General features: G+C 62.2%; 19 protein-coding genes. 5 read left to right on the top strand and 14 right to left on the bottom strand.

Translation table 11 applies throughout. From position 1 onward, the window contains the following. Nucleotides 1-43 precede the first annotated feature (43 nt). On the top strand, nt 44-1,414 hold the full coding sequence (locus ACZ51H_RS12475) for a sulfotransferase domain-containing protein (RefSeq protein ID WP_464802005.1): 1,371 nt from the start codon (nt 44-46) through the stop codon (nt 1,412-1,414). A 169-nt stretch (nt 1,415-1,583) separates the two neighbouring features. Here the strand turns inward: ACZ51H_RS12475 and recA are convergent, their stop codons facing one another. The 6 genes from recA to dapA form a co-directional block, all read right to left on the bottom strand. Next, nucleotides 1,584-2,657 carry a recombinase RecA gene (gene recA, locus ACZ51H_RS12470; protein WP_449470841.1) on the bottom strand — a complete coding sequence of 358 codons (1,074 nt, stop codon included), beginning with the start codon at nt 2,655-2,657 and terminating at the stop codon, nt 1,584-1,586. Between the two features lie 102 nt (nt 2,658-2,759). Then, nucleotides 2,760-3,116: a response regulator gene (locus ACZ51H_RS12465; RefSeq protein ID WP_464771694.1), complete on the bottom strand. Its 357-nt coding sequence runs from the start codon at nt 3,114-3,116 to the stop codon at nt 2,760-2,762. An 80-nt stretch (nt 3,117-3,196) separates the two neighbouring features. After that, nucleotides 3,197-5,623 carry a hybrid sensor histidine kinase/response regulator gene (locus ACZ51H_RS12460; RefSeq protein ID WP_464802004.1) on the bottom strand — a complete coding sequence of 809 codons (2,427 nt, stop codon included), beginning with the start codon at nt 5,621-5,623 and terminating at the stop codon, nt 3,197-3,199. A gap of 44 nt (nt 5,624-5,667) precedes the next feature. Next, nucleotides 5,668-6,276 (bottom strand): DUF2062 domain-containing protein, encoded by a 609-nt coding sequence (locus ACZ51H_RS12455; RefSeq protein ID WP_464802003.1) that lies wholly within the window; start codon nt 6,274-6,276, stop codon nt 5,668-5,670. Continuing rightward, on the bottom strand, nt 6,276-6,758 hold the full coding sequence (gene smpB / locus ACZ51H_RS12450) for an SsrA-binding protein SmpB (protein WP_196225111.1): 483 nt from the start codon (nt 6,756-6,758) through the stop codon (nt 6,276-6,278). The genes ACZ51H_RS12455 and smpB overlap by 1 nt, the downstream gene beginning before the upstream one ends. A gap of 45 nt (nt 6,759-6,803) precedes the next feature. Further along, a complete protein-coding gene (dapA, locus tag ACZ51H_RS12445) occupies nt 6,804-7,682 on the bottom strand; it encodes a 4-hydroxy-tetrahydrodipicolinate synthase (RefSeq protein ID WP_464771692.1) in 879 nt (292 codons plus the stop codon). 154 nt (nt 7,683-7,836) lie between these two features. Here dapA and ACZ51H_RS12440 point away from each other — a divergent pair, with 154 nt between their 5' ends. After that, nucleotides 7,837-9,876 carry a lytic transglycosylase domain-containing protein gene (locus ACZ51H_RS12440; protein WP_464802002.1) on the top strand — a complete coding sequence of 680 codons (2,040 nt, stop codon included), beginning with the start codon at nt 7,837-7,839 and terminating at the stop codon, nt 9,874-9,876. A gap of 105 nt (nt 9,877-9,981) precedes the next feature. Next, nucleotides 9,982-10,464 carry a transcription elongation factor GreB gene (gene greB, locus ACZ51H_RS12435; RefSeq protein ID WP_449470835.1) on the top strand — a complete coding sequence of 161 codons (483 nt, stop codon included), beginning with the start codon at nt 9,982-9,984 and terminating at the stop codon, nt 10,462-10,464. A 234-nt stretch (nt 10,465-10,698) separates the two neighbouring features. Here greB and ACZ51H_RS12430 read toward each other — a convergent pair whose 3' ends face one another. From ACZ51H_RS12430 to aspS, 5 genes are all read right to left on the bottom strand, one after another. After that, nucleotides 10,699-12,048: a S41 family peptidase gene (locus ACZ51H_RS12430; RefSeq protein ID WP_449470834.1), complete on the bottom strand. Its 1,350-nt coding sequence runs from the start codon at nt 12,046-12,048 to the stop codon at nt 10,699-10,701. A 92-nt stretch (nt 12,049-12,140) separates the two neighbouring features. Beyond that, complete coding sequence (locus ACZ51H_RS12425) at nt 12,141-12,326, bottom strand: hypothetical protein (RefSeq protein ID WP_196225106.1); 186 nt, start codon at nt 12,324-12,326, stop codon at nt 12,141-12,143. A gap of 80 nt (nt 12,327-12,406) precedes the next feature. After that, complete coding sequence (locus ACZ51H_RS12420; protein ID WP_464802001.1) at nt 12,407-13,726, bottom strand: methyl-accepting chemotaxis protein; 1,320 nt, start codon at nt 13,724-13,726, stop codon at nt 12,407-12,409. A gap of 85 nt (nt 13,727-13,811) precedes the next feature. After that, nucleotides 13,812-14,594, bottom strand: coding sequence for a polyphosphate kinase 2 family protein (locus ACZ51H_RS12415; RefSeq protein WP_464802000.1), 783 nt, complete (start codon nt 14,592-14,594; stop codon nt 13,812-13,814). Between the two features lie 164 nt (nt 14,595-14,758). Continuing rightward, nucleotides 14,759-16,543, bottom strand: a complete 1,785-nt coding sequence (gene aspS / locus ACZ51H_RS12410) for an aspartate--tRNA ligase (protein WP_464801999.1) — start codon at nt 16,541-16,543, stop codon at nt 14,759-14,761. A 128-nt stretch (nt 16,544-16,671) separates the two neighbouring features. Here aspS and rnd point away from each other — a divergent pair, with 128 nt between their 5' ends. Then, on the top strand, nt 16,672-17,838 hold the full coding sequence (gene rnd, locus ACZ51H_RS12405; protein WP_464801998.1) for a ribonuclease D: 1,167 nt from the start codon (nt 16,672-16,674) through the stop codon (nt 17,836-17,838). Nucleotides 17,839-17,849: 11 nt separating this feature from the next. Then, nucleotides 17,850-18,146 carry an I78 family peptidase inhibitor gene (locus ACZ51H_RS12400; protein ID WP_464801997.1) on the top strand — a complete coding sequence of 99 codons (297 nt, stop codon included), beginning with the start codon at nt 17,850-17,852 and terminating at the stop codon, nt 18,144-18,146. 364 nt (nt 18,147-18,510) lie between these two features. Here the strand turns inward: ACZ51H_RS12400 and ACZ51H_RS12395 are convergent, their stop codons facing one another. The 3 genes from ACZ51H_RS12395 to lepA form a co-directional block, all read right to left on the bottom strand. Further along, complete coding sequence (locus ACZ51H_RS12395) at nt 18,511-19,209, bottom strand: hypothetical protein (protein ID WP_464801996.1); 699 nt, start codon at nt 19,207-19,209, stop codon at nt 18,511-18,513. A 151-nt stretch (nt 19,210-19,360) separates the two neighbouring features. Then, on the bottom strand, nt 19,361-19,747 hold the full coding sequence (locus tag ACZ51H_RS12390; RefSeq protein ID WP_196226667.1) for a PH domain-containing protein: 387 nt from the start codon (nt 19,745-19,747) through the stop codon (nt 19,361-19,363). A 125-nt stretch (nt 19,748-19,872) separates the two neighbouring features. Further along, on the bottom strand, nt 19,873-21,678 hold the full coding sequence (gene lepA, locus ACZ51H_RS12385) for a translation elongation factor 4 (RefSeq protein ID WP_449470824.1): 1,806 nt from the start codon (nt 21,676-21,678) through the stop codon (nt 19,873-19,875). Between the last annotated feature and the right edge of the window lie 83 nt (nt 21,679-21,761).

The following is a 21,761-nucleotide window of genomic DNA, read 5'->3' as shown; positions in this document are numbered from 1 at the left end:
GAAAAGTTTCACACCCGGCTTTCTGCCAAGCTAATCTGTGTTGATGGACACGCCCCACATCGCTTCGCTGGCTCATGCGCCCTTCATTCTGGCGCGCCGTATCGCTTCGGCTCGCAGCCTGCGTCTGGTTTCCAGCGCTGCGACCGCGCTCCTTGCCTCCTATCCGAAGTCGGGCAGGACCTGGCTCAGGTTTATCCTGGCGCAATATTTCCTCGCGTCGCGGGCATATCCGCCCATTACGACCCAAAGCATGTTCACCTTTGCTCCCAATTTCGACTTGGATCCGGTGCGCGGCATACCGGCCTTTGTCCGCAGGTCGGAGGAAGCCTCTTTCCCCCTCATCCCTTCCACCCATCTGCGCTTCAAACCAACCCTGCCCGGCCGCCTTCCCATCATATTCCTGATCCGGGATCCGCGAGCCGTACTCATTTCCGACTATCACCATGTGACTCGGCACAAGATGTCGTTTCAAGGCAGCGTTGATGATTTTCTCATGGATGAGAATAGGGGCCTGCCGCACTATATTAAATATATGAATAGCTGGGCCAATGGCCTCGAACGGCATGATCATCACATCATATATTATGAGGATCTACTGCTTCAAACGGAGGCAGAAGTCGAAAAGATGCTCAATTTCCTGGATGAGCCAGTCAATAGCCGTGCTCTTGGATATGCGGTGGAAAACTCATCCTTCGAAAAGCTCAAGGCATTGGAACTCGCCCAGGGCATTCCCGGCCATGAATATGACCGATCGGATTCAGATGCTCTGCGGATGAGAAAGGGACAATCCGACAGCTTCCGTCAGGAACTGACGATCGAGCAGCAAAAATTCATCGAGGATAGCTGCAAGTCTCAGTTGAACCCCCGGATGCTGGCCAAGCTGGATCGATACGGCTTTTCGGCCCCGCCTTCGTCATCCACCGTGAGACCGATCGGGATATCGCAATCCGTGGCGCCCGAAAAACAGGTGCATGATCCTGTAACCAAGCGCCGCCTTCCCTCTCTTGGCGTACAGCTCCTGAGCGAAGCGATGGTCATAATCGGCCTCGCCGCCATGCTCATCGCCCCGACCATTCTGGCGATAGAAGTAGGCGAATGGTTTTTCCGGCGGGAATGGGATGGCCATTCCCTTGAAGACGGCCTCGCCTTGTTCGGGATCGACCGGGTGGGGCCTGTGGAAACGCCGACCGAACAGATACTCGACGTCTTTCTCGCGCTGCCTCTCACCATCGCCTTGTTCATGAACGGCCTCCTCATATTCCTGGCTGCCGTACATTTCGGAGACTGGGGTCTTCAGGGCGTACGGCTCAAGAAAAAGCTCGCCGTCGAGCAGAGCAAAAGGCGCCAGCGGAGCCACGCCAAAATTCCGGCCTCTGACCTTAAGCCGACAGGAATGATAAGCCCCAGCCGCTGATCAATGTTCATTTGCCCTGCTGGGAAAGCCACGCCCAGTCGCGCCTTATAACGGTAAAAGGCCCGCCCCGCGAAAATGCGCGGGCGGGCCTTTTCAGTGCGTGAAACGAAAGGCGAGCAGAGCCGCGCGGCTATCCTGCGGCTGATCCGGCCGCAGGCGTTAGCCGTGCTTATTCGCCATCATCCTCCGCTTCGGGTCCGGTCATCATCCCTTCGGCGACCTCTTCGGTCTTGCCCCGGATCACCTTTTCCAGGCGCTCCGCCATTTCGGGATTTTCCTTGAGGAAGGTCTTGGCATTTTCACGCCCCTGGCCGATGCGGACGGAGTCGTAGGAGAACCAGGCACCCGACTTTTCGACCACGCCAGCCTTGACGCCAAGGTCTAGTATCTCGCCGATCTTCGAAATCCCCTCGCCATACATGATGTCGAATTCCACCTGCTTGAACGGCGGGGCGACCTTGTTCTTCACCACCTTCACGCGGGTCGCGTTGCCGACGATATCGTCGCGATCCTTGATCTGGCCGGTACGGCGGATATCGAGGCGAACCGAAGCGTAGAATTTGAGCGCGTTGCCGCCCGTCGTCGTTTCCGGATTACCGTACATGACGCCGATCTTCATGCGCACTTGGTTGATGAAGATCACCAGACACTTAGAACGCGAGATCGAGCCGGTAAGCTTGCGCAGCGCCTGGCTCATCAGGCGCGCCTGCAGGCCGACATGGCTATCGCCCATCTCACCTTCGATTTCCGCACGGGGCACCAGCGCCGCGACGGAGTCGATCACCAGCACGTCGATGGCGTTCGACCGCACCAGCGTATCGACGATTTCCAGCGCCTGTTCACCGGTATCGGGCTGGGACACGATCAGCTCATCAATATCGACGCCCAGCTTCTTGGCATAAGCGGGGTCGAGGGCATGCTCGGCATCGACGAAAGCCGCAACGCCGCCGGTCTTCTGCGCCTCTGCAATAGCATGCAGCGCCAGCGTGGTCTTGCCTGAGCTTTCCGGGCCATAGATTTCGATGATGCGGCCGCGTGGCAGGCCGCCAATGCCAAGCGCGATGTCGAGCCCCAGCGATCCCGTCGAGATCGCCTCGATCTCAATCTTCTCGCGGCTGCCCAGCTTCATGGCCGAACCTTTACCGAAGGCGCGGTCAATCTGGGAAAGGGCCGCTTCCAATGCTTTCTGTCTGTCCATTGTCCCTGTCTTCTTGGAATCGATGAGTGAGAGCATTGCTGTCATCGGCCTATCCCCTGTCAAGCGGAAGCGCCGATTAAGTGGCGCCTTGGCCACCATGTATCCCCTTTGTTCTCAAAGAACAAGAGGGGAACGGAAATTTCCTATTTAGGCGGAAAGAACCTTCGTCAACGCCCGCTCAACGGCGCCAATCGTATAAGGTTTTGCCAAAGTCGGCCGATCCGAATGCCCTGACGGCACATCATCAGCCATGCCGCCCGTCGCGAAAATAAAGGGGATGCCGCTTTGCGCCAGCAAGTCCGCGACCGGCCAGCTTTTCTCACCTTGCAAATTGCAGTCCACCAATGCGGCGTCGAAGCCGCCCTGACGCGCATGCTCACACGCCTCATCCACCGAGACGGCGATGGCATACAGGCGATATCCCAATGTTTCGAGATAATCTTCCAGCATCATGCCGATCATCGCTTCATCCTCGACCACCAGGATGGTCTTGCCGTCCGACATGTGCGATCCCCTATTTCGTTACGCTCGCTATCTTATCATCGGCGCGCGGACCAGTATAAACGCCTGATCGTTCAAGAAGTTCATTCCGCCACTGCGCCCATGGCCAGCGCGTCACGCGCGGCCTCCGCCAACTGACTGACGGAAAAGGGTTTTGGCAGGAAGGCCACATTGGCAAGGTCGATCGACTTGCGCAGTTGCTCCTCGGCATAGCCCGACATAAACAGCACGGGAAGGTCGGGATGCGTATCCCGTGCCCGCGCGACCATGGACGGGCCATCCATATTGGGCATGACCACGTCGGAAATCAGCAGGTCGATCTTCTCACCGCTCGCCAGCACCTCCAGCCCCTGCTCGCCATCATTGGCGGTCAGCACCTTGTAGCCCTGACGCGAAAGGGCGCGTTCGGCGACGGCGCGGACCATATCCTCGTCCTCGACCACCAATACCGTGCCCGTGCCCCATGTCTCGCTGCGTTTGATCGGCAGCTTGGCGGGAACCGCCTGCTCCATGTCCGCGCCCTGATAGACGGGCAGATATATAACGAAGCTCGCTCCCCGGCCAATTTCAGACTCTGCGAAGATATAGCCGCCCGACTGCTTGACGATGCCATAGACGGTCGAGAGGCCGAGCCCCGTGCCCTTGCCCAATTCCTTGGTAGTGAAGAAGGGCTCGAATATCTTGGAAAGAATGTCGGGCGGGATGCCAAGCCCCATGTCCGACACCCGCAGCGCGGTATAATCGGCGGCAGGCAATATCTCCTGCCGCATCTCGCGCACCTTGCCGGCCGGAACCGCATAGGTCTGGATATTGAGGATGCCGCCCTCCGGCATCGCATCGCGCGCATTGACCGCCAGGTTCACGATCACCTGCTCCAGTTGGCCCGGATCAGCACGCACCGCGCCCAGGTTGCGGCCGTGGCTAACCTCCAGCTTCACGCTCTCACCCAGCAGGCGCTTCAGCAGGTTGGAGACGTCGGCAACGATGTCGGGCAGTTGCAGCACCTGCGGACGCAGCGTCTGCTGGCGCGAAAAGGCAAGCAGCTGGCGCGTCAGTCCCGCCGCGCGATTACTGTTCGACTTGATCTGCTGAATATCGTCATAGTCGCTGTCGCCCGGCGTATGGCGCATCAGCATCAGGTCGCAATGGCCGATGATCGCGGTCAGGATATTGTTGAAGTCATGCGCGACGCCCCCGGCCAGCTGGCCGATCGCCTGCATCTTGGTCGCCTGCGCGACCTGCCGCTTGAGCTTGCTTTCCTCGCTATTGTCCTTGAGGCTGAGCAGCACCGCCGCCTCGCCAAGGCCCCGCACACCCGCCAGGCTGAGCGCCGTCGGTTCCTCCGGCTCGTTGCGCAACCTGATGGCGATATCGCCTGACATTTGCGGGCCAACGGCAAAGCGGCGCACCGCGTCGGCGACCGCTGCCTGATCTTCCCGCACGACCAGATCGCCGGGATAGCTCGGTCGTTCGCTGCGCTTGAGCCCCGCCGCTCGCGAGAAGGCATTGTTGAGGAACAGGACGCGACCATCGCGATCCGCCATGGCAAGGCCGAAAGGCAGCAGGGACAGCAGCGTTTCGATATAGGAAAGCGCCGATGTACCGCCCGCGCTGCCCGCTGGCTCATCGATCAGCAGCAGCAGCATAGGACCATCCTGACCGGACACCTGATTACCAGCAGGCTGAGCCGTCCGACGCAAGGGCACCTGCAGCAACCGCAGCGGCAGCCCACCCGATTCCTCGCGCGCCAGAAATAGCCGCCCCTTGTCATCGACGCGCATATGGGCGGCAAAGTCGCGGCCGGTGATATTGGCGTCGATCCGGCCAGCGGCACGCAGCAGGAAAGCCCCGTTCGCCGCGCGGATACGCCCTTCACCGCCGATCATCACCGCCATGATCCCGGCCTCGCCCATCTGCCGCCCCGCGTCCCCGGTCAGCAGGCGGTGCACATCATCCAGCGCGTTGGGCTGGCGAACCGGGGTAAAACGCCACAGCAGATAATCTTCCGACCGGCCGGTGCGGCACAAATCGACATCCAGCCGGAGAGCGCCCTGCGCCACGCCTTCGACCCGCGCCTCACCATCGCGCCAGGCCGCGCGGGCGGCAGCGCTCAGGCTTTCCGTCAGGCCCGGCTCAGCGGTGAGATTGGGGGGCGTCGGAAATCCGGGAAACCATTCGCCGAACAGGTCGCTGGCGCAGACAAGCCGCCCGGCCCGGTCGGTCACGGCAATCGCCATGTTGGACGCATCCGCTGCGGCGCGCGCTACCGTCCAGTCCGGCACCGCCTCGCCATCGGCGGCTTCTTCCGGGAAAATACGCCGATACCAGCTGAGCAGCGCGGCGATGGCAAGGATCATCGCGCCGAACCCTGTGGCCATAGCCGGGTTGCCGGTCGCATAGATGACGAGAACCGCCGAAAGCAGCGCCGCCAATATCAGCAGCGGCAGGGACAGCCGGGAAGGGCGCTCGCCCGTCCACGCTTCCTCATCCCTTTTGACGCGCGAGGCCATCGGCCGGCCTTCCCCCTGAAAACGCCTGGACTATTCGCCCTGCGTCAGACGCGGGCGACTTCTTCCAATGCGCTGCTTTCGGGTGCCTTGCCAATCCTCAATTTACGCGCATGCCATTTCCGGCCCATCCGATGGCGCCAGATCCAGTCGGCAAGGAAATATCCCACCACCGCGAACGCGATCGAAATCAACGCCAGCCCAAACAGCATGGCGGGCGCCGCTTCGGAAAAGAGCCAGCCGCACCATTCGCGGATCGACGCATGCTTATCGACCAGCGCCATGAAACCGGACGCGTCAGCGCTGCGGCCCAGGAACCAGTTGCCGATATAGACCGAAGCCATAAGGAACAGCGGTGTAGTCGCCGGGTTGGACAGGAACGTCATGGCTGCCGCCAGCGGAATATTGGCCCGGAAAGGCAGCGCCAGCAGCGCCGCGCCCGCAATCTGCACGCCGGGGATCAGCAGGAATATCCCGACCAGCAATCCCAATGCCACGCCTCGCGGCACGGAACGGCGGGTGAAGCGCCACAGCGAGGGTTCCAGCACACGATGCGCCACGGGGGCGATGAAGCGGTTGTCTTCCAGCGATTCACGGGTCGGCGCGTTGGCATGCCACCACCGCGACAAGCGGCCCATGCTCGCTCTCGGACCCATCAGCGATGATCCTTCATGATGCGCTGCTGATCGCGCTTCCAGTCGCGTTCCTTGATCGTTTCACGCTTGTCGTGCGTCTTCTTGCCCTTGGCCAGAGCCAGTTCGACCTTCGCCTTGCCCCGGCTGTTGAAATAGACGCTCAAGGGGACGAGCGTCATGCCCTTGCGCTCGACCGCACCATGCATGCGCGCGATCTCCCGCTCGTGCAGCAACAGCTTGCGGGGCCGCTTGGGCTCATGATTATAGCGATTACCGTGGCTGAATTCGGGGATGTTGCTGTTGACCAGCCACACCTGATCGCCCTTCACCTCGGCATAGCTCTCGGCGATGTTGCCCTCGCCGAAACGGAGCGATTTCACCTCCGTGCCTTGCAGCGCGATGCCCGCTTCGAACACATCCTCAAGGAAATATTCAAAACGCGCGCGCCGGTTCTCGGCGACGATCTTCTTTTTGTCGAACAATTCGGGACGGGGGCGGGCCATGGGACTCTTAACTAACTCACTTCACCATATAAGGCCGCAGCCCATTTAGACGAGACCCGCAATTTCCAAAGCCCGATCGACAGCGGCGCGGCTCGATTCCGAAGGCCAGGTGATCGGCAGCCGCAGCTCACCCGGCATGTCGGACCGCACGCGGCTGAGCGCATATTTAACCGGCCCAGGTGAAGAATCGCTGAACAATGCGTCGTGCAGCGGGTAGAGCCGGTCCTGTAACGCCAGTGCACCAGCCCAGTCACCCGACGCGCAAGCCGCCTGGAACTCCGCGCAGAGACGCGGCGCGACATTGGCCGTGACGGAGATGCAGCCCTTGCCCCCCATGGCGTTGAATCCCAGCGCGGTTTCGTCATTGCCGGACAGCTGGCAGAAATCATCGCGGCAGGCGAGCCGCTGCGCGGTGACCCGCCCCAGATTCCCGGTGGCGTCCTTTATGCCCACGATCGTCTGATATTCTTCCGTCAGGCGGTGGATCACTGGCACGCCAATGTCGGTGATCGTGCGGCTCGGCACATTGTAAAGGACGATCGGCAGCTGACAGCGCTCGGCCAGATAGGCGAAATGCTGATAGACGCCTTCCTGGTTCGGCTTGTTATAATAAGGCGCGACCACCAGCGCCGCGTCCGCGCCAGACGCCTGCGCCGCGAACATATGCTCCAGAGCGATTCGCGTGTCGTTGGACCCGCAGCCCGCGATCACCGGCACCCGGCCCGCGGCCTGATCGACACAGATCGCGACGACGCGATTATGCTCCTCGACCGTCATGGTCGCGCTTTCGCCGGTGGTGCCGCAGGGCACCAAGGCACTGCTTCCCTCCTCGATCTGCCAATCCACCAGCGCGCGAAATGCCGCCTCATCCACGGCTCCGTCGCGGAAAGGGGTGACCAGCGCCGGAATCGACCCGGAAAACATCAATAAACTCCTTCAATTCACCGGCATTCCGGGGCACACTGTCGAGTGTAGGCGTCGGCGCGCTATAGCGCGTCATTCAGGGCCTGATAAGGATGGAATTGCGATGATGTCCAGTAGGCTGTCAGCTCGCCACCTCGAAACAGCAATGGTCCGCATGCCCTTGATCGCTCTTCTTCTTTTTACCGCCGGCGCCAGCGCCCAGACTGAAGCCCCCGTCGCGTCGCCCTATCCGGCTGGCGCGGTGGTCCAGCAACTGCCCGCGTCGACTCAGTCATCGCCTCAGCCGTCGCCCTGGAATCAGGTCAGCAGCCGAATCGGCGTGGCGTCCGATCCGTCCATCTCCGCGACGATCAGCCAGTGGCGCGCGTTGCAGCAGAGCGACGGCCTGGGCTTCTCCTCCTATGCCAGCTTCATCCTCGCCAATCCGGGTTGGCCGGGGGAGGACCGGATGCGGCGGCTGGCGGAAACCGGCATCAATCCCAACAGCTATGATCCGCGTCAGGTTACAGCCTTCTTCGCCCGCTTCCCCGCGCGCACCGCCACCGGCCATGCGCGCAATGCGCTGGCGATGATGCAGATGGGCCGCATGCCCGAAGCGCGCATCGCCGCACGCAGCGCCTGGGTCGGCGGCACGCTTTCGCCGGATGACGAGGCTCGGCTGCTATCGCTCTTCGGCAGCAGCTGGACGAGTGCGGACCATGACCAGCGCGCCGACGTGCTGCTGTGGGGCGGCGACATCGCCGGGGCGCAACGGATGCTCGCTTATGTGACGCCCACGCGACGGCCGGTCTACGAAGCGCGTATCGCCTTCCGCCAGAAGGCGCCGGACGCCGCCGCCCGGATGCAAGTCGCGGAACCGGTCGGCATATCCGACGCTGGCTTCGTCGCGGACAAGGCGACCTGGCTGTTGAACACGGGCAATTGGATCGCCGCACGGCAATATCTCGCCAACCGGCCCCAGCTGACCTTCCGCCCGGGCAATGCGGAAAAATGGTATGAGACATTGCTCGGCCAGGCGCGCGCCGCCGCCAATGACAGCCAGTGGAGCTTCGCCTATGGCATCGCCAGCAAGCTTGACGACGCCTATGCGCCCGGCACCGACGTTTCCAGCCGCCCGATCGGCGAGCGCGATGACTATACCAGCCTCGCCTGGCTGGCGGGATCGACCGCCTTCTACAATCTGAACCGCCCATCGGACGCGGCGGCGATGTTCCGGCGCTACGCAACGGCTGCCAAATCCCCCCAGACCCAGTCAAAGGGCTATTATTGGGCAGGCCGCGCAGCACTGGCAGCCGGTGATACGGCCACCGCGACCAGCTATTTCGCCCAGGCTTCGGTGTTCCCGGATCAGTTCTACGGCCAACTCGCCCTGGAACGCGTCGGAAAGCCGGTGCCCGCGCCTGCCCTTGTGGAACGGGCCGTGGAGATTTCCGCCGCCGATCGCACGTCCTTCAACAATCGCTCGGTCGTCCGCGCCGTGAAGGCGCTGGGGCAGATGGGCTATTGGGAAGATCAGAGCAAATTCGCCCGCGCCATCGCCAACAATGCCGACAGCGACAGCGATCATTATCTCGCCGCCGAACTCGCCAAGAGCATCGGCAGGCCCGACATGGGCGTGATGGTCGGCCGCCGCGCCGTGTCGAGCGGCCTCACCGGCTATGGCGAAAGCGCTTTCCCCCGCGTGCCCGTGCCGCCCACCGCGCAATCCAACTGGACGATGGTGCATGCCATCGCCCGGCAGGAAAGCCAGTTCGACCGCCAGATCGTCAGTCACGCAGGCGCGCGCGGCCTGATGCAGCTTATGCCCGGCACCGCGCGGGAACAGGCGGGCAAGCTTGGTCTCGGCTATGACCCCGGCTCGCTCAACGACCCGAGCTACAACATCATGCTCGGTTCATCCTATTTCCAGCGCATGCTCAACTATTATGGCGGCAGCTACCCGCTGGCCGTCGCGGCCTATAATGCCGGCCCCGGCAATGTGAACCGCTGGATTTCGGCCAATGGCGACCCGCGCCTGCCGGGCGCCGACATGTTGCGCTGGATCGAGCAGATCCCGCTTTTCGAAACGCGCAACTATGTACAGCGCGTGCTGGAAAATGCGGTTGTCTATGAAGCGATGAACCCCGAACGCGCCCGCTTCCGGGGTTCTAATACCCCACTCTCCAAATATCTGGGCAAGCAAACCCCGGGCTGACTGCCCTTATTCTCCGTTCGGGCTGAGCCTGTCGAAGCCCCCACTTCTCTTCGTTGAGATGAGGACTTCGACAAGCTGCATTCGAAGGGATAGGAAAGTCCGGTCATGACCCCTCACCCCAATTACATCAGCCCCGAAGGCTTTGCGAAGCTACGCGCCGAATATGATCAGTTGCTTGGCGTCGAGCGGCCCCGCATCGTGGAGATCGTCAGCTGGGCAGCGGGCAATGGCGACCGCAGTGAGAATGGCGACTATCTATACGGCCGCAAGCGCATGCGTGAGATCGACGGCCAACTCCGCCGCCTATCCAAGAAGATGAAGGACGCGAAAGTCGTCGATCCGCGTCAGCAGCCCGACAAGACCCGCGTCTTCTTCGGCGCGACCGTGACGATCGCCGACGAAGACGACAATCACCGCACCGTCACCATCGTTGGCAATGACGAGACCGACGCCAGCGCGGGTCGGATCGGCTGGAGCTCCCCCATCGCGCGCGCCCTGCGCAATGCCGCGGTAGGCGATCTACGCCGCGTCATGCTGCCCGCCGGGGAGAAGGAATATGAGGTGATGGAGATCGGTTATCCGGAGTGACGCGAAGCTCGTTAAGGGTTCGAACCATTCCCTCTCCCCTTCAGGGGAGAGGGTGCCGAGCTTAGCGAAGGCGGGAGAGGGGACTGTTAGGACGCCGTTTCCTCATTCCCCTCTCCCCAGCCCTCTCCCCTGAAGGGGAGAGGGAGGAAGTCCGCTACTCGTCCAACGCATTCCTCGCCCGCTTGCCGAAAGGGAAATGACTGGCCCCTCGAAAGGCGAAACCAACCGGCCCGCTCACCGCGCCGCGTTCTTCCCCATCGGCTGCGCCTGCGCGATCACCGCACCGGGCTTCGCCGCCAGCCGCGCGATCGTCTTCAGCGCATAATCCAACTGGAAATCCTCAATCCCCTTCTTCTTCAGCTCGTCAGCCGACATGGCGAAGCGCGGATCTTCCTTGGTGTCTTCTTCCAACGCGGCATTATCCGTCTTGATCTCATTGATCAGGTGACGTCGCAGATCGCTTTCGCGGAACTTCGGCCGGTTCTTGTAATCGGGGTCCGACAACTGCGGCACGCGAACGTCAGGCTCGATCCCGCCTTCCTGCACTGACCGGCCCGACGGCGTATAATAGCGCGCCGTCGTCAGCTTGAGCGCGGTCGTATTGGTGAGCGGCAGCATCGTCTGCACGCTGCCCTTGCCGAAGCTGCGCTCACCCATCACCAAAGCACGATGCTGGTCCTGAAGCGCGCCCGCGACGATTTCGGACGCTGAAGCAGACCCCGCATCGACCAGAACAACAACCGGCAGGCCCTTCGCGTCGTCGCCGGGCTTGGCATAATAGCGCTCGACATCGCCCTTGTTGCGGCCGCGCTGCGAAACGATCTCGCCACGCTCCAGGAAGGCGTCGCTCACCGAAACGGCTTCATCCAGCAACCCACCCGGATTGGACCGGAGGTCGAGGATATAGCCTGTCGGCTTATGCCCAAGGCTCTTGTCGATGCTACGGATCGCCTGTCGCAGGTCAGCGCCGGTATTGGCGGAGAAGCTGACGATATTGATCACGCCAACGCCGTTCTTCACTTCCCACTTCACCGGCTTCAGCTGGATGATCTCCCGCGTCAGCGTCACTTCGATCGGCTTGTCACGGCCCGCGCGCACGATGGTCAGCTTGATCGACGTGCCCGGCGCGCCGCGCATCTTGTCGACCGCTTCATCCAGCGTGCCGCCATAGATGAGCTGCCCGTCGAGATGGGTGATATAATCGCCCGCCTTGATCCCCGCGCGCCAGGCGGGAGTGTCCTGCGTCGGCGCGATCACCTTGACCGCGCCATCCTCCTGCGTGACCGACAGGCCAAGGCCGCCATAGCTGCCCTCCGTCTGGGTCCGCAGATTCTGGAAATCGCGCGCGTCGAGGAAGCTGGAATGCGGGTCGAGGCTGGCCAGCATGCCGTCAATCGCACCCTTGATCAGCTTTTCGTCATCCACCTTCTCGACATAGTCGCTGCGGACTTTCTGGAAGACGTCCATGAACTCGTCGAGCGCCTTGTAGCTGCTCGCTTCCCCGTCCGCGAGCGCGGCCGTGGTGGCGGGGATGAGCGCGAGTGCGCCAAGGGCAACGGCGCCCCGGAAGAAATTGGATTTCATTGCTGTCCTGAGTCCTGGCATCAAGCCATCAGTATAGGATGCTTCTCAGGCATACGCAAAGCATCGGTTACGGCGTAGCGCCGGACACGGCGCTATTCGTGCGGCCGTAACGCCTGATTGAGATCCTCCATCACTTGGGCGATCGGTTCGACCACGGTGACGCTACGGCCTTCACCAAAGCGGATGCGGGTGCCGTCCGTGACGGACGATACGAAGGTGACCTGCGCGGCATTGATGGCGGTTTCGGTCCGGTCGGCGCCCACGAACATCACGAGCATGGCTGTCCTCTCCTTCTTGTTGGATGGAGAGGTTAGCCGCATTTGCGCATGGCGCCAGCCATTTTTCCCTGAAGTCGGCGTCAATCCAATCGAATAGCCTCGATAAAAAGGCTGGCCCGCGCGTCCAGCCGCTGCGCTTCGCTCGCCAATTGGCTTGCCGCATGCCGGATGTTGCGCGCGCCATCGACCGCCGCGTCGGCATTGCCGCTGATCTGGCTGGCGCTCAGCCGGACATGATCGCTGGACTCGCCCGCTTCGGACATGCTGGCGGCGATGCCCCGGCTGAAGGCGCCATGGCGCGCCACAGCATCGAACACGGAAGCCGACAGCCGATCGGCCGTCTCAATCGCGGACCCCATCAGCTCATGGCCCTGCGCCACATGACCGACAGTCGCGCGGATATGGTCTATCCGATCGGCAATTTCCGCTGCGGCTTCGCGGGTCTGCCCCGCAAGCAGCTTCACCTCGCGCGCGACAACGGCAAAGCCTTGGCCCGCCTCCCCGGCGCGCGCGGCCTCGATGCCCGCATTCAGGGCCAGCGTGGCCGTCGCCCGCGCCACCGCGTCGATCAGCGCCGTCACTTCTCCGATGCCATCCGCCTGAACGCGCAATTGTTGGGTCTGTGCTGACCCCAGCCGCGTCTGTTCGACCGCCGCCTTGATCGCGGCACCAGCCTGACGCACCTCATCCTCGATCGACTGAAACAGCAGGCCAAGGTCGTTGGCCGATCCAGCGATGCCGGACAGATTGTCAGCGGTTTGCGCGGCGGCCACCGCCATGCCCGCAGCCGCCTGCCCGTTATGGGCCGCGCGTTCCGCCGCGTCGCTCGCCAGCCGGGACAGCATATCCGCCATCCCCACCAGATCGGCGATCAGCGTTGCGATATCGTCGCGAAAGCTGCCGCTCTCCCGCGTCACGCGCTCCAATCGCTCCGCCCGCGCGATCGCCACGCGTGCATCCCGCTCCGCTGCCAGCTTCAGCAGCAACTGCCCGCCGACCATCCCGGCATAACGGCCGCCTTCTATGACAATCAGCCCTTCGCACTTTTGCCCCTGCGCTGCGTAGAGGTCGATCAGCATCTCGATCGTGGCGCTCCGCTCGACCGAGGCGCAGGGCCGGATATGGTCATCCAACCGCCCGCCAAAGCTCGGGTTACGCAGCAGCGCATGGCCAAAAGGATTGAACAGAATCCGTCGCATGTCCCGCTCATAGATCGCGCCCTTGGGCCGATCCGCTTCGTCCAGAACGGGCAGGAGCCGCAGCGAAGGATTTTGCTGAAAATGCTCCACCGCTTCGCTCAACGGCCGCCCGATCCGGATCGCCGGACTGGTGGAGACGAAGGGCAAGCCCTGCCAGCGAGGCAGCGACGGCGAAGGATCGAGCATCATGGGCGCGTACATGAGTTGCTGGTAGCGCCCGAATGGTAAATGAGCAGTTAGATTTTGATGACAGATTTATGACAACGCACTGTTTTGTCTTGGTTTTTTACGGCATTTGATAGTTGAATGCTTCCTTGGCGAGCTTGACCACCTCCGGGTCGGCCTCAGGAAAATCCATCGGCACCAACTTTTCCAATGACTTGGCGACATATTTCAGCGCGGCGATCCGCCCGGCCGCACGGTGATTATTGTCGATCACCTGCCATGGCGCATATTTGCTGTCCGTCTTCTGAAACATGTCGTGCATCGCGTCGAGATAATCGTCGCGCCGCGCCCGGTTGCGATAATCCTCCTTGCCCGTCTTCCACCGCTTCCACGGCGTGTCGAGCCGCTGCGCCAGCTGCTTGTCCTGCGTTTCCTGGGTAATGTGGACGAACAGCTTGATGATGTTGGTACCCGCGTCCTCCTGCTGCTTTTCAAAGGCGTTTATCTCGTCATAGGCGCGCTTCCATTCGCCCTTGGAACAGAGCCCTTCCACCCGCTCGACCAGCACGCGCCCGTACCAACTGCGGTCGAACACCGCGATGTTGCGGCCTGCGGGCAGCCGGGTCCAGAAACGCCAGAGGAAATGATGGTCGCATTCTTCGGCGGACGGCGCGGCGATGGGCCAGACCCGATAATAGCGCGGGTCCCATTGCGCGGTCATCCGCTTGATGATGCCGCCCTTCCCCGCCGCGTCCCAGCCTTCGAACAGGATGACCGACCGCCGGTCATGGATCACATGGGCAACCTGAATCTTCGCCAGCCGCTCCTGCAGCTTTTCCAGCTCCGCCTCATAGTCGCCTTTGAGAGGCTTGCCCTTCTCATAATCGGCAAGGTCAATCGCCATGCGCGTCATCCTTCCTGTTCAGATGAGGAAAGCAACGCCCGAAGCGGCGAAAAGTCAAATCTGCCCCGCCCCTGCCTCGTCATCCCAGCGAACGCTGGGATCTCAAGAGGCAAAGTGCGATCTCGACCGAGATCCCAGCTTTCGCTGGGATGACGGTAGGGTGATTAGGCCTTGGCCTGCGGCTCCACCACGCGAACATGCAGTTCCCGCAGCTGCTTGAACTCCGCCGCGCTCGGCGCGCCCATCAGCAGGTCTTCGGCGCGCTGGTTCATCGGGAACAGCGTCACCTCGCGCAGGTTCTGCGCCCCGCACAGCAGCATCACGATGCGATCGACACCAGCGGCCATCCCGCCATGCGGTGGCGCGCCATATTGAAACGCGCGATAGAGGCCGCCGAAACGCTCCTCCACATCCTGTTGGCTGAGGCCCACCTTCTCGAACGCCTTCACCATCAGCTCCGGCGACTGGTTACGGATCGACCCCGAAGCAATCTCATAGCCGTTGCAGACCATGTCATACTGATACGCCTTGATCGTCAGCGGGTCCTGATGCTCCAGCGCGTCCATCCCGCCCTGCGGCATGGAGAAGGGGTTATGCGCAAAGTCGATCGATTTCGATTCCTCATCATATTCGTAGAAGGGGAAGTCGACGATCCAGCACAGTTCGAACCGATCCTTGTCGATCAAGTCCAGCTGCTCGCCCACGCGAATGCGCGCCAGCCCCGCCAACTTGGCGGCCTGCGATTCCTTACCCGCCGCAAAGAACACGCCGTCATTGGGGCCAAGGCCCAGCGACTCGATCAGCTTCGCCGTCCGCTCCTCGCCATGGTTCTTGGCAATGGGACCGCCGGGCACGCCATCCTTGATGTTGATATAGCCAAGGCCCGAATAGCCCTCGCCCCGCGCCCAATTATTCATGTCATCGAAGAATTTACGGCTGCCCGCACCAGCGCCGGGAGCCGGGATCGCACGAATGACGCTGCCGCTCTCGACCAGCGACGCAAAGATGCCGAAGCCCGACCCATGGAAATGCTCGGTCACGTCCTGAATCAGGATCGGATTGCGCAGGTCCGGCTTGTCCGATCCATATTTCAGGATCGCCTCGTCATGAGGAATGCGCGGGAAGCTGCCCGCAGGCGTCACCGGCTTGCCGTCGGCGAACTGCTCAAACACCTGGGCAATCACCGGCTCCATCGTGTTCCACACATCCTCCTGCGTGACGAAGCTCATTTCGAGGTCAAGCTGGTAGAACTCGCCCGGCAGACGGTCGGCGCGCGGGTCTTCGTCGCGGAAGCAGGGTGCGATCTGGAAATAGCGGTCAAAGCCCGCCACCATCAGCAGCTGCTTATATTGCTGCGGCGCCTGCGGCAGGGCGTAGAACTTCCCCGGATGGATGCGGCTCGGCACCAGAAAGTCGCGCGCGCCTTCCGGGCTGCTCGCGGTCAAGATCGGCGTCGAATATTCGGTGAAGCCAGCCCCTTCCATGCGGCGGCGCATGTCGGAGATGACCTTGGTCCGCTTGACGATGTTCGCATGCAGCGTTTCGCGCCGCAGGTCGAGGAAGCGGTAGCGCAGGCGGATATCCTCGGGATACTCCTGCTCCCCCGCGACCGGCAGCGGCAATTCGGCGGCGGTCGACTGCACCGTCACGCTGTCGGCCACGACCTCGATCGTGCCGGTCGGCATCTTGGGGTTGGTCGCTTCGGGGCCGCGCGCCACGACCGTACCGTCGATCGTCACCACTGATTCGAGACGCAACGCCTCAAGCACCCTCAGCGGGTCGCTATCCGCCTTCGCGACGATCTGGGTGATCCCATAATGATCGCGCAGATCGATGAACAGCACGCCGCCATGATCACGCTTGCGATGGACCCAGCCCGACAGGCGAACAGTCGCGCCGACATCACCTTCACGAAGGGCGCCGCAGGTGTGGGTGCGATAGGCGTGCATGGCGTTTTGGTCTTTCAGCTTCGTTTTACGGAAATGACAAATTGTTGCAGCCCCGCTATGGGCACTCATGTCGAACATCGACGAGCCCGCCAGGGAGCGGGCCAGCCCATAATAAGATCGAAGACCATATGCAAATCCATCCGCTGATCACCGACAGCAAGACTCTCGCTTCATTTTGCGCCCGTATCGCCAAATCGCCCTACATCGCAGTCGATACCGAGTTCATGCGCGAAAACAGCTATTGGCCCGACCTCTGCCTCGTCCAGGTGGCCGACAGCAACGAAGCCGCCGCGATCGACCCCAAGGCGCCGGGCCTCGACCTTAGCCCCCTGCTCGACCTGATGGTCGACAATGAGGATGTGCTGAAGGTCTTTCATGCAGGCGGGCAGGACCTGGAGATCATCTACAACCTGACCGGCCGCACCCCGCACCCGATGTTCGACACGCAGATCGCGGCGATGGCCTTGGGCCTTGGCGAGCAGATCGGTTACGGCAATCTCGTCGACGCATGGCTCGGCGTGCAACTCGACAAGGGCGCGCGCTTCACCGACTGGGGCCGCCGCCCGCTCGACAAACGGCAGATCGACTATGCGATCGGCGATGTCACCTATCTGATCCAGATTTTCCCGATGATGCTGGAGGAATTGCGCAAGACCGGCCGCGGCGATTGGCTGGACCAGGAAATGGAGCGTGTCTGCGATCCCTCCAACTATGTGAACGAGCCGCATGAAGCCTGGAAACGCGTCCGCATCGCTAGCCGCAAGGCCGATGTGCTCGGCCGCCTGAAAGCGCTCGCCGCATGGCGCGAGATCGAGGCGCAAGACAAGAATTTGCCGCGCGGTCGCATCGTCAAGGATGAGACGCTGGCCGACATCGCCAGCCATCCGCCCCGGTCCCAGGAAGACCTTGGCAAGGTTCGCGGCCTGTCCGCCACCTGGAAGACCAACGACATCGGCGCGCGCCTGATGGCGGCGCTCGGCAGCCACACGCCGCTCGACAAGGATGAGATGCCCGAACGCGATCCCAAGCGTCCCGGCCTTGGCAAGGACGGCGCGCTAGTCGCGGATTTGCTAAAGCTCCTCCTCAAGATTCGCTCGCGCGACATCAACGTCGCCGCCCGCCTCTTGGCCCGCAGCGACGATCTGGACGCGCTGGCCGCAGGTGTCCGCGATGACCTGTCGATCCTGGAAGGCTGGCGCTATGAACAATTCGGCCGCGATGCCGTTGACCTTGTCGAAGGCCGCCTGGCCTTTGCGGTCAAGGGCGGCCGCCTCAAGATGACACGCACCGAATAGGAGCAATTATAATGCGGGCAGCGGCGCTGATGATTCCCCTTCTGTTGGCGGCCTGTACCGCCGCTGACGGACAAGGCCCCAGCACCACGCCAGCGGCAGCCGAGGGCCCTTGCCGCAACGACGGCCTTGACCGCTTCGCCGGCCAGACCGCCAGCGCCGACATCGGCGCACAACTGCTGGAAGCATCCGGCGCCCGCACCCTCCGCTGGGGCGCCCCCGGCATGGCCATGACCATGGACTTCCGCCCCGATCGCCTCACCGTCAGCTATGACGAGAAGATGGTAATCACCTCAGCGAGATGCGGTTAGCGCACTCCTGCTCCCCCTCCCGCAGGCGGGAGGGGGTCGGGGGGTGGGCCAGCGCAACGCCAGTCTCTAATGAAGAAGCTCACTAAGCTCGCCCCACCCCTAACCCTTCAAACGAGTCACCTGCCTCGTTTGAACGCTTGCGGCAGGGAACGGCCACCGTCACCCAAACACCACACCCCCCTCAAAAACCATCCTATTCCCAACACCAGCCCAAAATTCACCCTGTCCTATTCCCCCACAACAACCCTACCCCGCCGCTCTCTTTGAAACGTCCACATCACCCCCTCGCGCCCACGCGCGCCTGCCCTCGCTCGCGCATACACTGTGAACTTCGACGGAAATCCGCCATTTTTGGCGCATCACCTCAACATTCCAGTCCTACAAGCGCGCCGCTACCGATCCGGTTCACATGGCGCTTGCCATCGATCTCCAGCCAATCCGGCGTCACCTCCAACCGCCTGCCCCGGATGGTCGTGCGCAGATGCTCCACCGCGATCCGGTTGCGGGCCACGATCCGCAAAATGGCGAGCCCCTCGCCCCGCGCCGCCATGACGCTGTAGCGATCACCACGCAGCAGGAACCGCCAGCTACCATTGGCGGCCAGCCATTCATTGCCCTGAATCACCTGCACCGGGTTGCCGTCCATATCCCCCATTCGCAGGCTGATCCGCGTCGCCCCCCGGCTGCGGCGCGGCGGCGCGAACATCAGGATCGGCTCGCCATCCAGCACCAGAGGGATTGGCGTATCGCGCAGCGGCCGTGAGCCCCCGACGATCAAAGTCGGCAACTCCGAGGAAAATGGCATGCGGTCCCGCGCGAAGTGCCGCTGGCGGACCACCGGATTGGTATGAAATCCCTGCACCTGCGCCGTGGTCAGCCGCCCCTCCTCCACCAGCGCGTGGCAAGTCGGGCAGAGCAATGTCGCTTGGGGCGAATCGGGCAGGCGAAGATAGCGATAGATGGTGACGCCGCATCGGACGCAGGCAAAGCCACAGGCCTCACGAACGGCCTCACGCTGCGGCTCAGTTAATTCAGGCAGCGAAAGCATCACCGGCAAGGCCATGAAGGACACCCTTTGCAACCGCGCCCCGCGTCATTGCGAAGCAACGTTACCCAGCGGCATCCTTCCCCGGATACAGGCTTTTCATTGTCCCTTCAGTCAGGACATATGGTCGAAATAAATTGGCGTCAGGTCAAGGGGGCGCGAACGCCCGTCAACGCTGTGGCAGCAAATCCAGATTGCGCGACGCCGCGATGTTCCGAATGCGGCCCGGCCGAGGCATGGACTTGACCGCGATTTCCGCGATGTCGCCCGCGCTGAACAGTTCGACATTGCCGACGTCGAAGATGCGCTGGCCGAATGTCTGCGTGATGCGCACGCTGCGAATGCTCGACAGCGCGATCTCGGTGCGCTGCTTGGCCAGCAGCCCGCGCTCCATCAGCACCTCCCGGTCGGACAATGCCAACCGCTCCCCCTTCGTCCGCAGCCACCAGACCCCGATCGCCAGCAGCCCCACGACAGAAATCAGCAGCAGGATGAACAGAAATGGATGCGCGCGAAACATCGCAGGATGCTCGTCATACAACCAGGCGTCGCTCATCATTCGTCCCATCAAGAAGTGCGCACGGACATGATCATGGATGCGCCGCCCGCGTCAATCCTTGGCTAACGCGGCCCTCCACGAAAGGAGGGGGCTTGGAGGAGGTCACCCCGAACGAAGGAGTGTTAGCTCTCATCCCCCATCCGCAGCGCCGCAATGAAGGCCTCCTGCGGGATCTGTACCGACCCATATTCCCGCATCCGCTTCTTGCCCTCTTTCTGCTTCTCCAGCAGCTTCTTCTTGCGGGTGATGTCGCCGCCATAGCATTTGGCGGTGACGTCCTTGCGCATCGCCGCGATCGTTTCGCGGGCAATTACCTTGCCGCCGATCGCCGCTTGAATCGGGATCTTGAACAGGTGACGAGGGATCAGGTCCTTCAGCCGCTCGCACATATGCCGCCCCCGCGCTTCGGCAGCGCTGCGGTGAACGATCATCGAAAGCGCATCGACCGGTTCGTTGTTAACGAGGATGCTCATCTTGACGAGGTCACCCTCGCGGGTGCCGATCTGATGATAGTCGAAGCTGGCATAGCCCCGGCTGATCGACTTCAGGCGATCGTAAAAGTCAAACACCACTTCGTTGAGCGGCAGCTCATAGGTCACCTGCGCGCGTCCGCCGACATAGGTCAGGTTCTTCTGGATACCGCGCCGGTCCTGGCAGAGCTTCAGGATCGACCCCAGATATTCATCGGGGCAGTAGATCACCGCCTCGATCCATGGTTCCTCGATCATCTCGATATGGTTCGGGTCGGGCATGTCGGCGGGGTTGTGCAGATGGCGCACCTCCCCATCCTTCATGTGCATCTCATAGACCACCGACGGCGCGGTGGTGATGAGGTCGAGATCATATTCGCGCGTCAGCCGCTCCTGGATGATCTCCAGATGCAGCAGCCCCAGGAAACCGCAGCGGAAACCGAAGCCCAGCGCCGCCGACGTCTCCATCTCGAAGGAGAAGGACGCATCGTTCAGCCGCAGCTTCGAAATCGAATCGCGCAGCTTCTCGAAATCATTGGCATCGACCGGGAACAGCCCACAGAAGACCACCGGCTGCACTTCCTTGAAGCCCGGCAGCGGATTGGCGGCAGGATTCTTGACCGTGGTGATCGTGTCGCCCACGCGGGTCTGGCTGATGTCCTTGATCTGCGCCGTGATGAAGCCGATCTCGCCCGGCCCGAGTTCCGGCAGCTGTTCGATCTTGGGCCGCATGCATCCGACGCGGTCGATCAGATGCTCGGTCTCGCCGATCATGAACTTGATCTGCTGCCCCTTCTTGATCACGCCATTGACGACGCGGACCAGGATGACGACGCCGAGATAAGGGTCATACCAGCTGTCGACCAGCATCGCTTCCAGCGGCGCGTTGCGATCACCCTTGGGCGGCGGGATCTTCGCGACAATAGCCTCAAGGATGTCATCGATACCAATGCCAGACTTGGCGCTCGCCAGCACCGCTTCCGAAGCGTCGAGGCCGATCACTTCCTCGATCTCCGCTCGCACCTTCTCCGGCTCAGCGGCGGGCAGGTCGATCTTGTTCAGTACCGGCACGATCTCATGGTCATGCTCGATCGACTGATAGACATTAGCCAGCGTCTGCGCCTCCACGCCCTGCGCCGCGTCCACGACCAGCAGCGCGCCCTCGCACGCAGCCAGGCTCCGGCTCACTTCATAGGCGAAGTCGACATGGCCTGGCGTGTCCATGAGGTTGAGCTCATAAGTCTCGCCATTCTTCGCGACATAGTCGAGGCGCACGGTCTGCGCCTTGATCGTGATGCCGCGCTCCTTCTCGATATCCATATTGTCGAGGACCTGGGCCGACATCTCACGGTCGGTCAGTCCCCCGGTGCGCTGGATCAGCCGGTCGGCCAGCGTCGACTTGCCATGGTCGATATGCGCGATGATCGAGAAATTACGGATGTGCGAAAGGTTGGTCATGGACCGCGCCGATAGCAGCCATTTGCGAGCCTGTCAGCAGAGCTTGCAACCAGCCTGACCATCAGTAGGAAAAGCCAGCAAGC

This window comes from Sphingobium sp. TomMM15, from assembly GCF_055397045.1.
This window is presented reverse-complemented; position numbering and strand designations above follow the sequence as displayed.

Coding starts and splice junctions, on each gene's coding strand:
- ACZ51H_RS12475 (WP_464802005.1), top strand. CDS start 44: ATGGACACGCCCCACATCGCTTCGCTGGCTCATGCGCCCTTCATTCTG.
- recA (WP_449470841.1), bottom strand. CDS start 2,657: ATGACAGCAATGCTCTCACTCATCGATTCCAAGAAGACAGGGACAATG.
- ACZ51H_RS12465 (WP_464771694.1), bottom strand. CDS start 3,116: ATGTCGGACGGCAAGACCATCCTGGTGGTCGAGGATGAAGCGATGATC.
- ACZ51H_RS12460 (WP_464802004.1), bottom strand. CDS start 5,623: ATGGCCTCGCGCGTCAAAAGGGATGAGGAAGCGTGGACGGGCGAGCGC.
- ACZ51H_RS12455 (WP_464802003.1), bottom strand. CDS start 6,276: ATGGGTCCGAGAGCGAGCATGGGCCGCTTGTCGCGGTGGTGGCATGCC.
- smpB (WP_196225111.1), bottom strand. CDS start 6,758: ATGGCCCGCCCCCGTCCCGAATTGTTCGACAAAAAGAAGATCGTCGCC.
- dapA (WP_464771692.1), bottom strand. CDS start 7,682: ATGTTTTCCGGGTCGATTCCGGCGCTGGTCACCCCTTTCCGCGACGGA.
- ACZ51H_RS12440 (WP_464802002.1), top strand. CDS start 7,837: ATGCCCTTGATCGCTCTTCTTCTTTTTACCGCCGGCGCCAGCGCCCAG.
- greB (WP_449470835.1), top strand. CDS start 9,982: ATGACCCCTCACCCCAATTACATCAGCCCCGAAGGCTTTGCGAAGCTA.
- ACZ51H_RS12430 (WP_449470834.1), bottom strand. CDS start 12,048: ATGAAATCCAATTTCTTCCGGGGCGCCGTTGCCCTTGGCGCACTCGCG.
- ACZ51H_RS12425 (WP_196225106.1), bottom strand. CDS start 12,326: ATGCTCGTGATGTTCGTGGGCGCCGACCGGACCGAAACCGCCATCAAT.
- ACZ51H_RS12420 (WP_464802001.1), bottom strand. CDS start 13,726: ATGTACGCGCCCATGATGCTCGATCCTTCGCCGTCGCTGCCTCGCTGG.
- ACZ51H_RS12415 (WP_464802000.1), bottom strand. CDS start 14,594: ATGGCGATTGACCTTGCCGATTATGAGAAGGGCAAGCCTCTCAAAGGC.
- aspS (WP_464801999.1), bottom strand. CDS start 16,543: ATGCACGCCTATCGCACCCACACCTGCGGCGCCCTTCGTGAAGGTGAT.
- rnd (WP_464801998.1), top strand. CDS start 16,672: ATGCAAATCCATCCGCTGATCACCGACAGCAAGACTCTCGCTTCATTT.
- ACZ51H_RS12400 (WP_464801997.1), top strand. CDS start 17,850: ATGCGGGCAGCGGCGCTGATGATTCCCCTTCTGTTGGCGGCCTGTACC.
- ACZ51H_RS12395 (WP_464801996.1), bottom strand. CDS start 19,209: ATGGCCTTGCCGGTGATGCTTTCGCTGCCTGAATTAACTGAGCCGCAG.
- ACZ51H_RS12390 (WP_196226667.1), bottom strand. CDS start 19,747: ATGAGCGACGCCTGGTTGTATGACGAGCATCCTGCGATGTTTCGCGCG.
- lepA (WP_449470824.1), bottom strand. CDS start 21,678: ATGACCAACCTTTCGCACATCCGTAATTTCTCGATCATCGCGCATATC.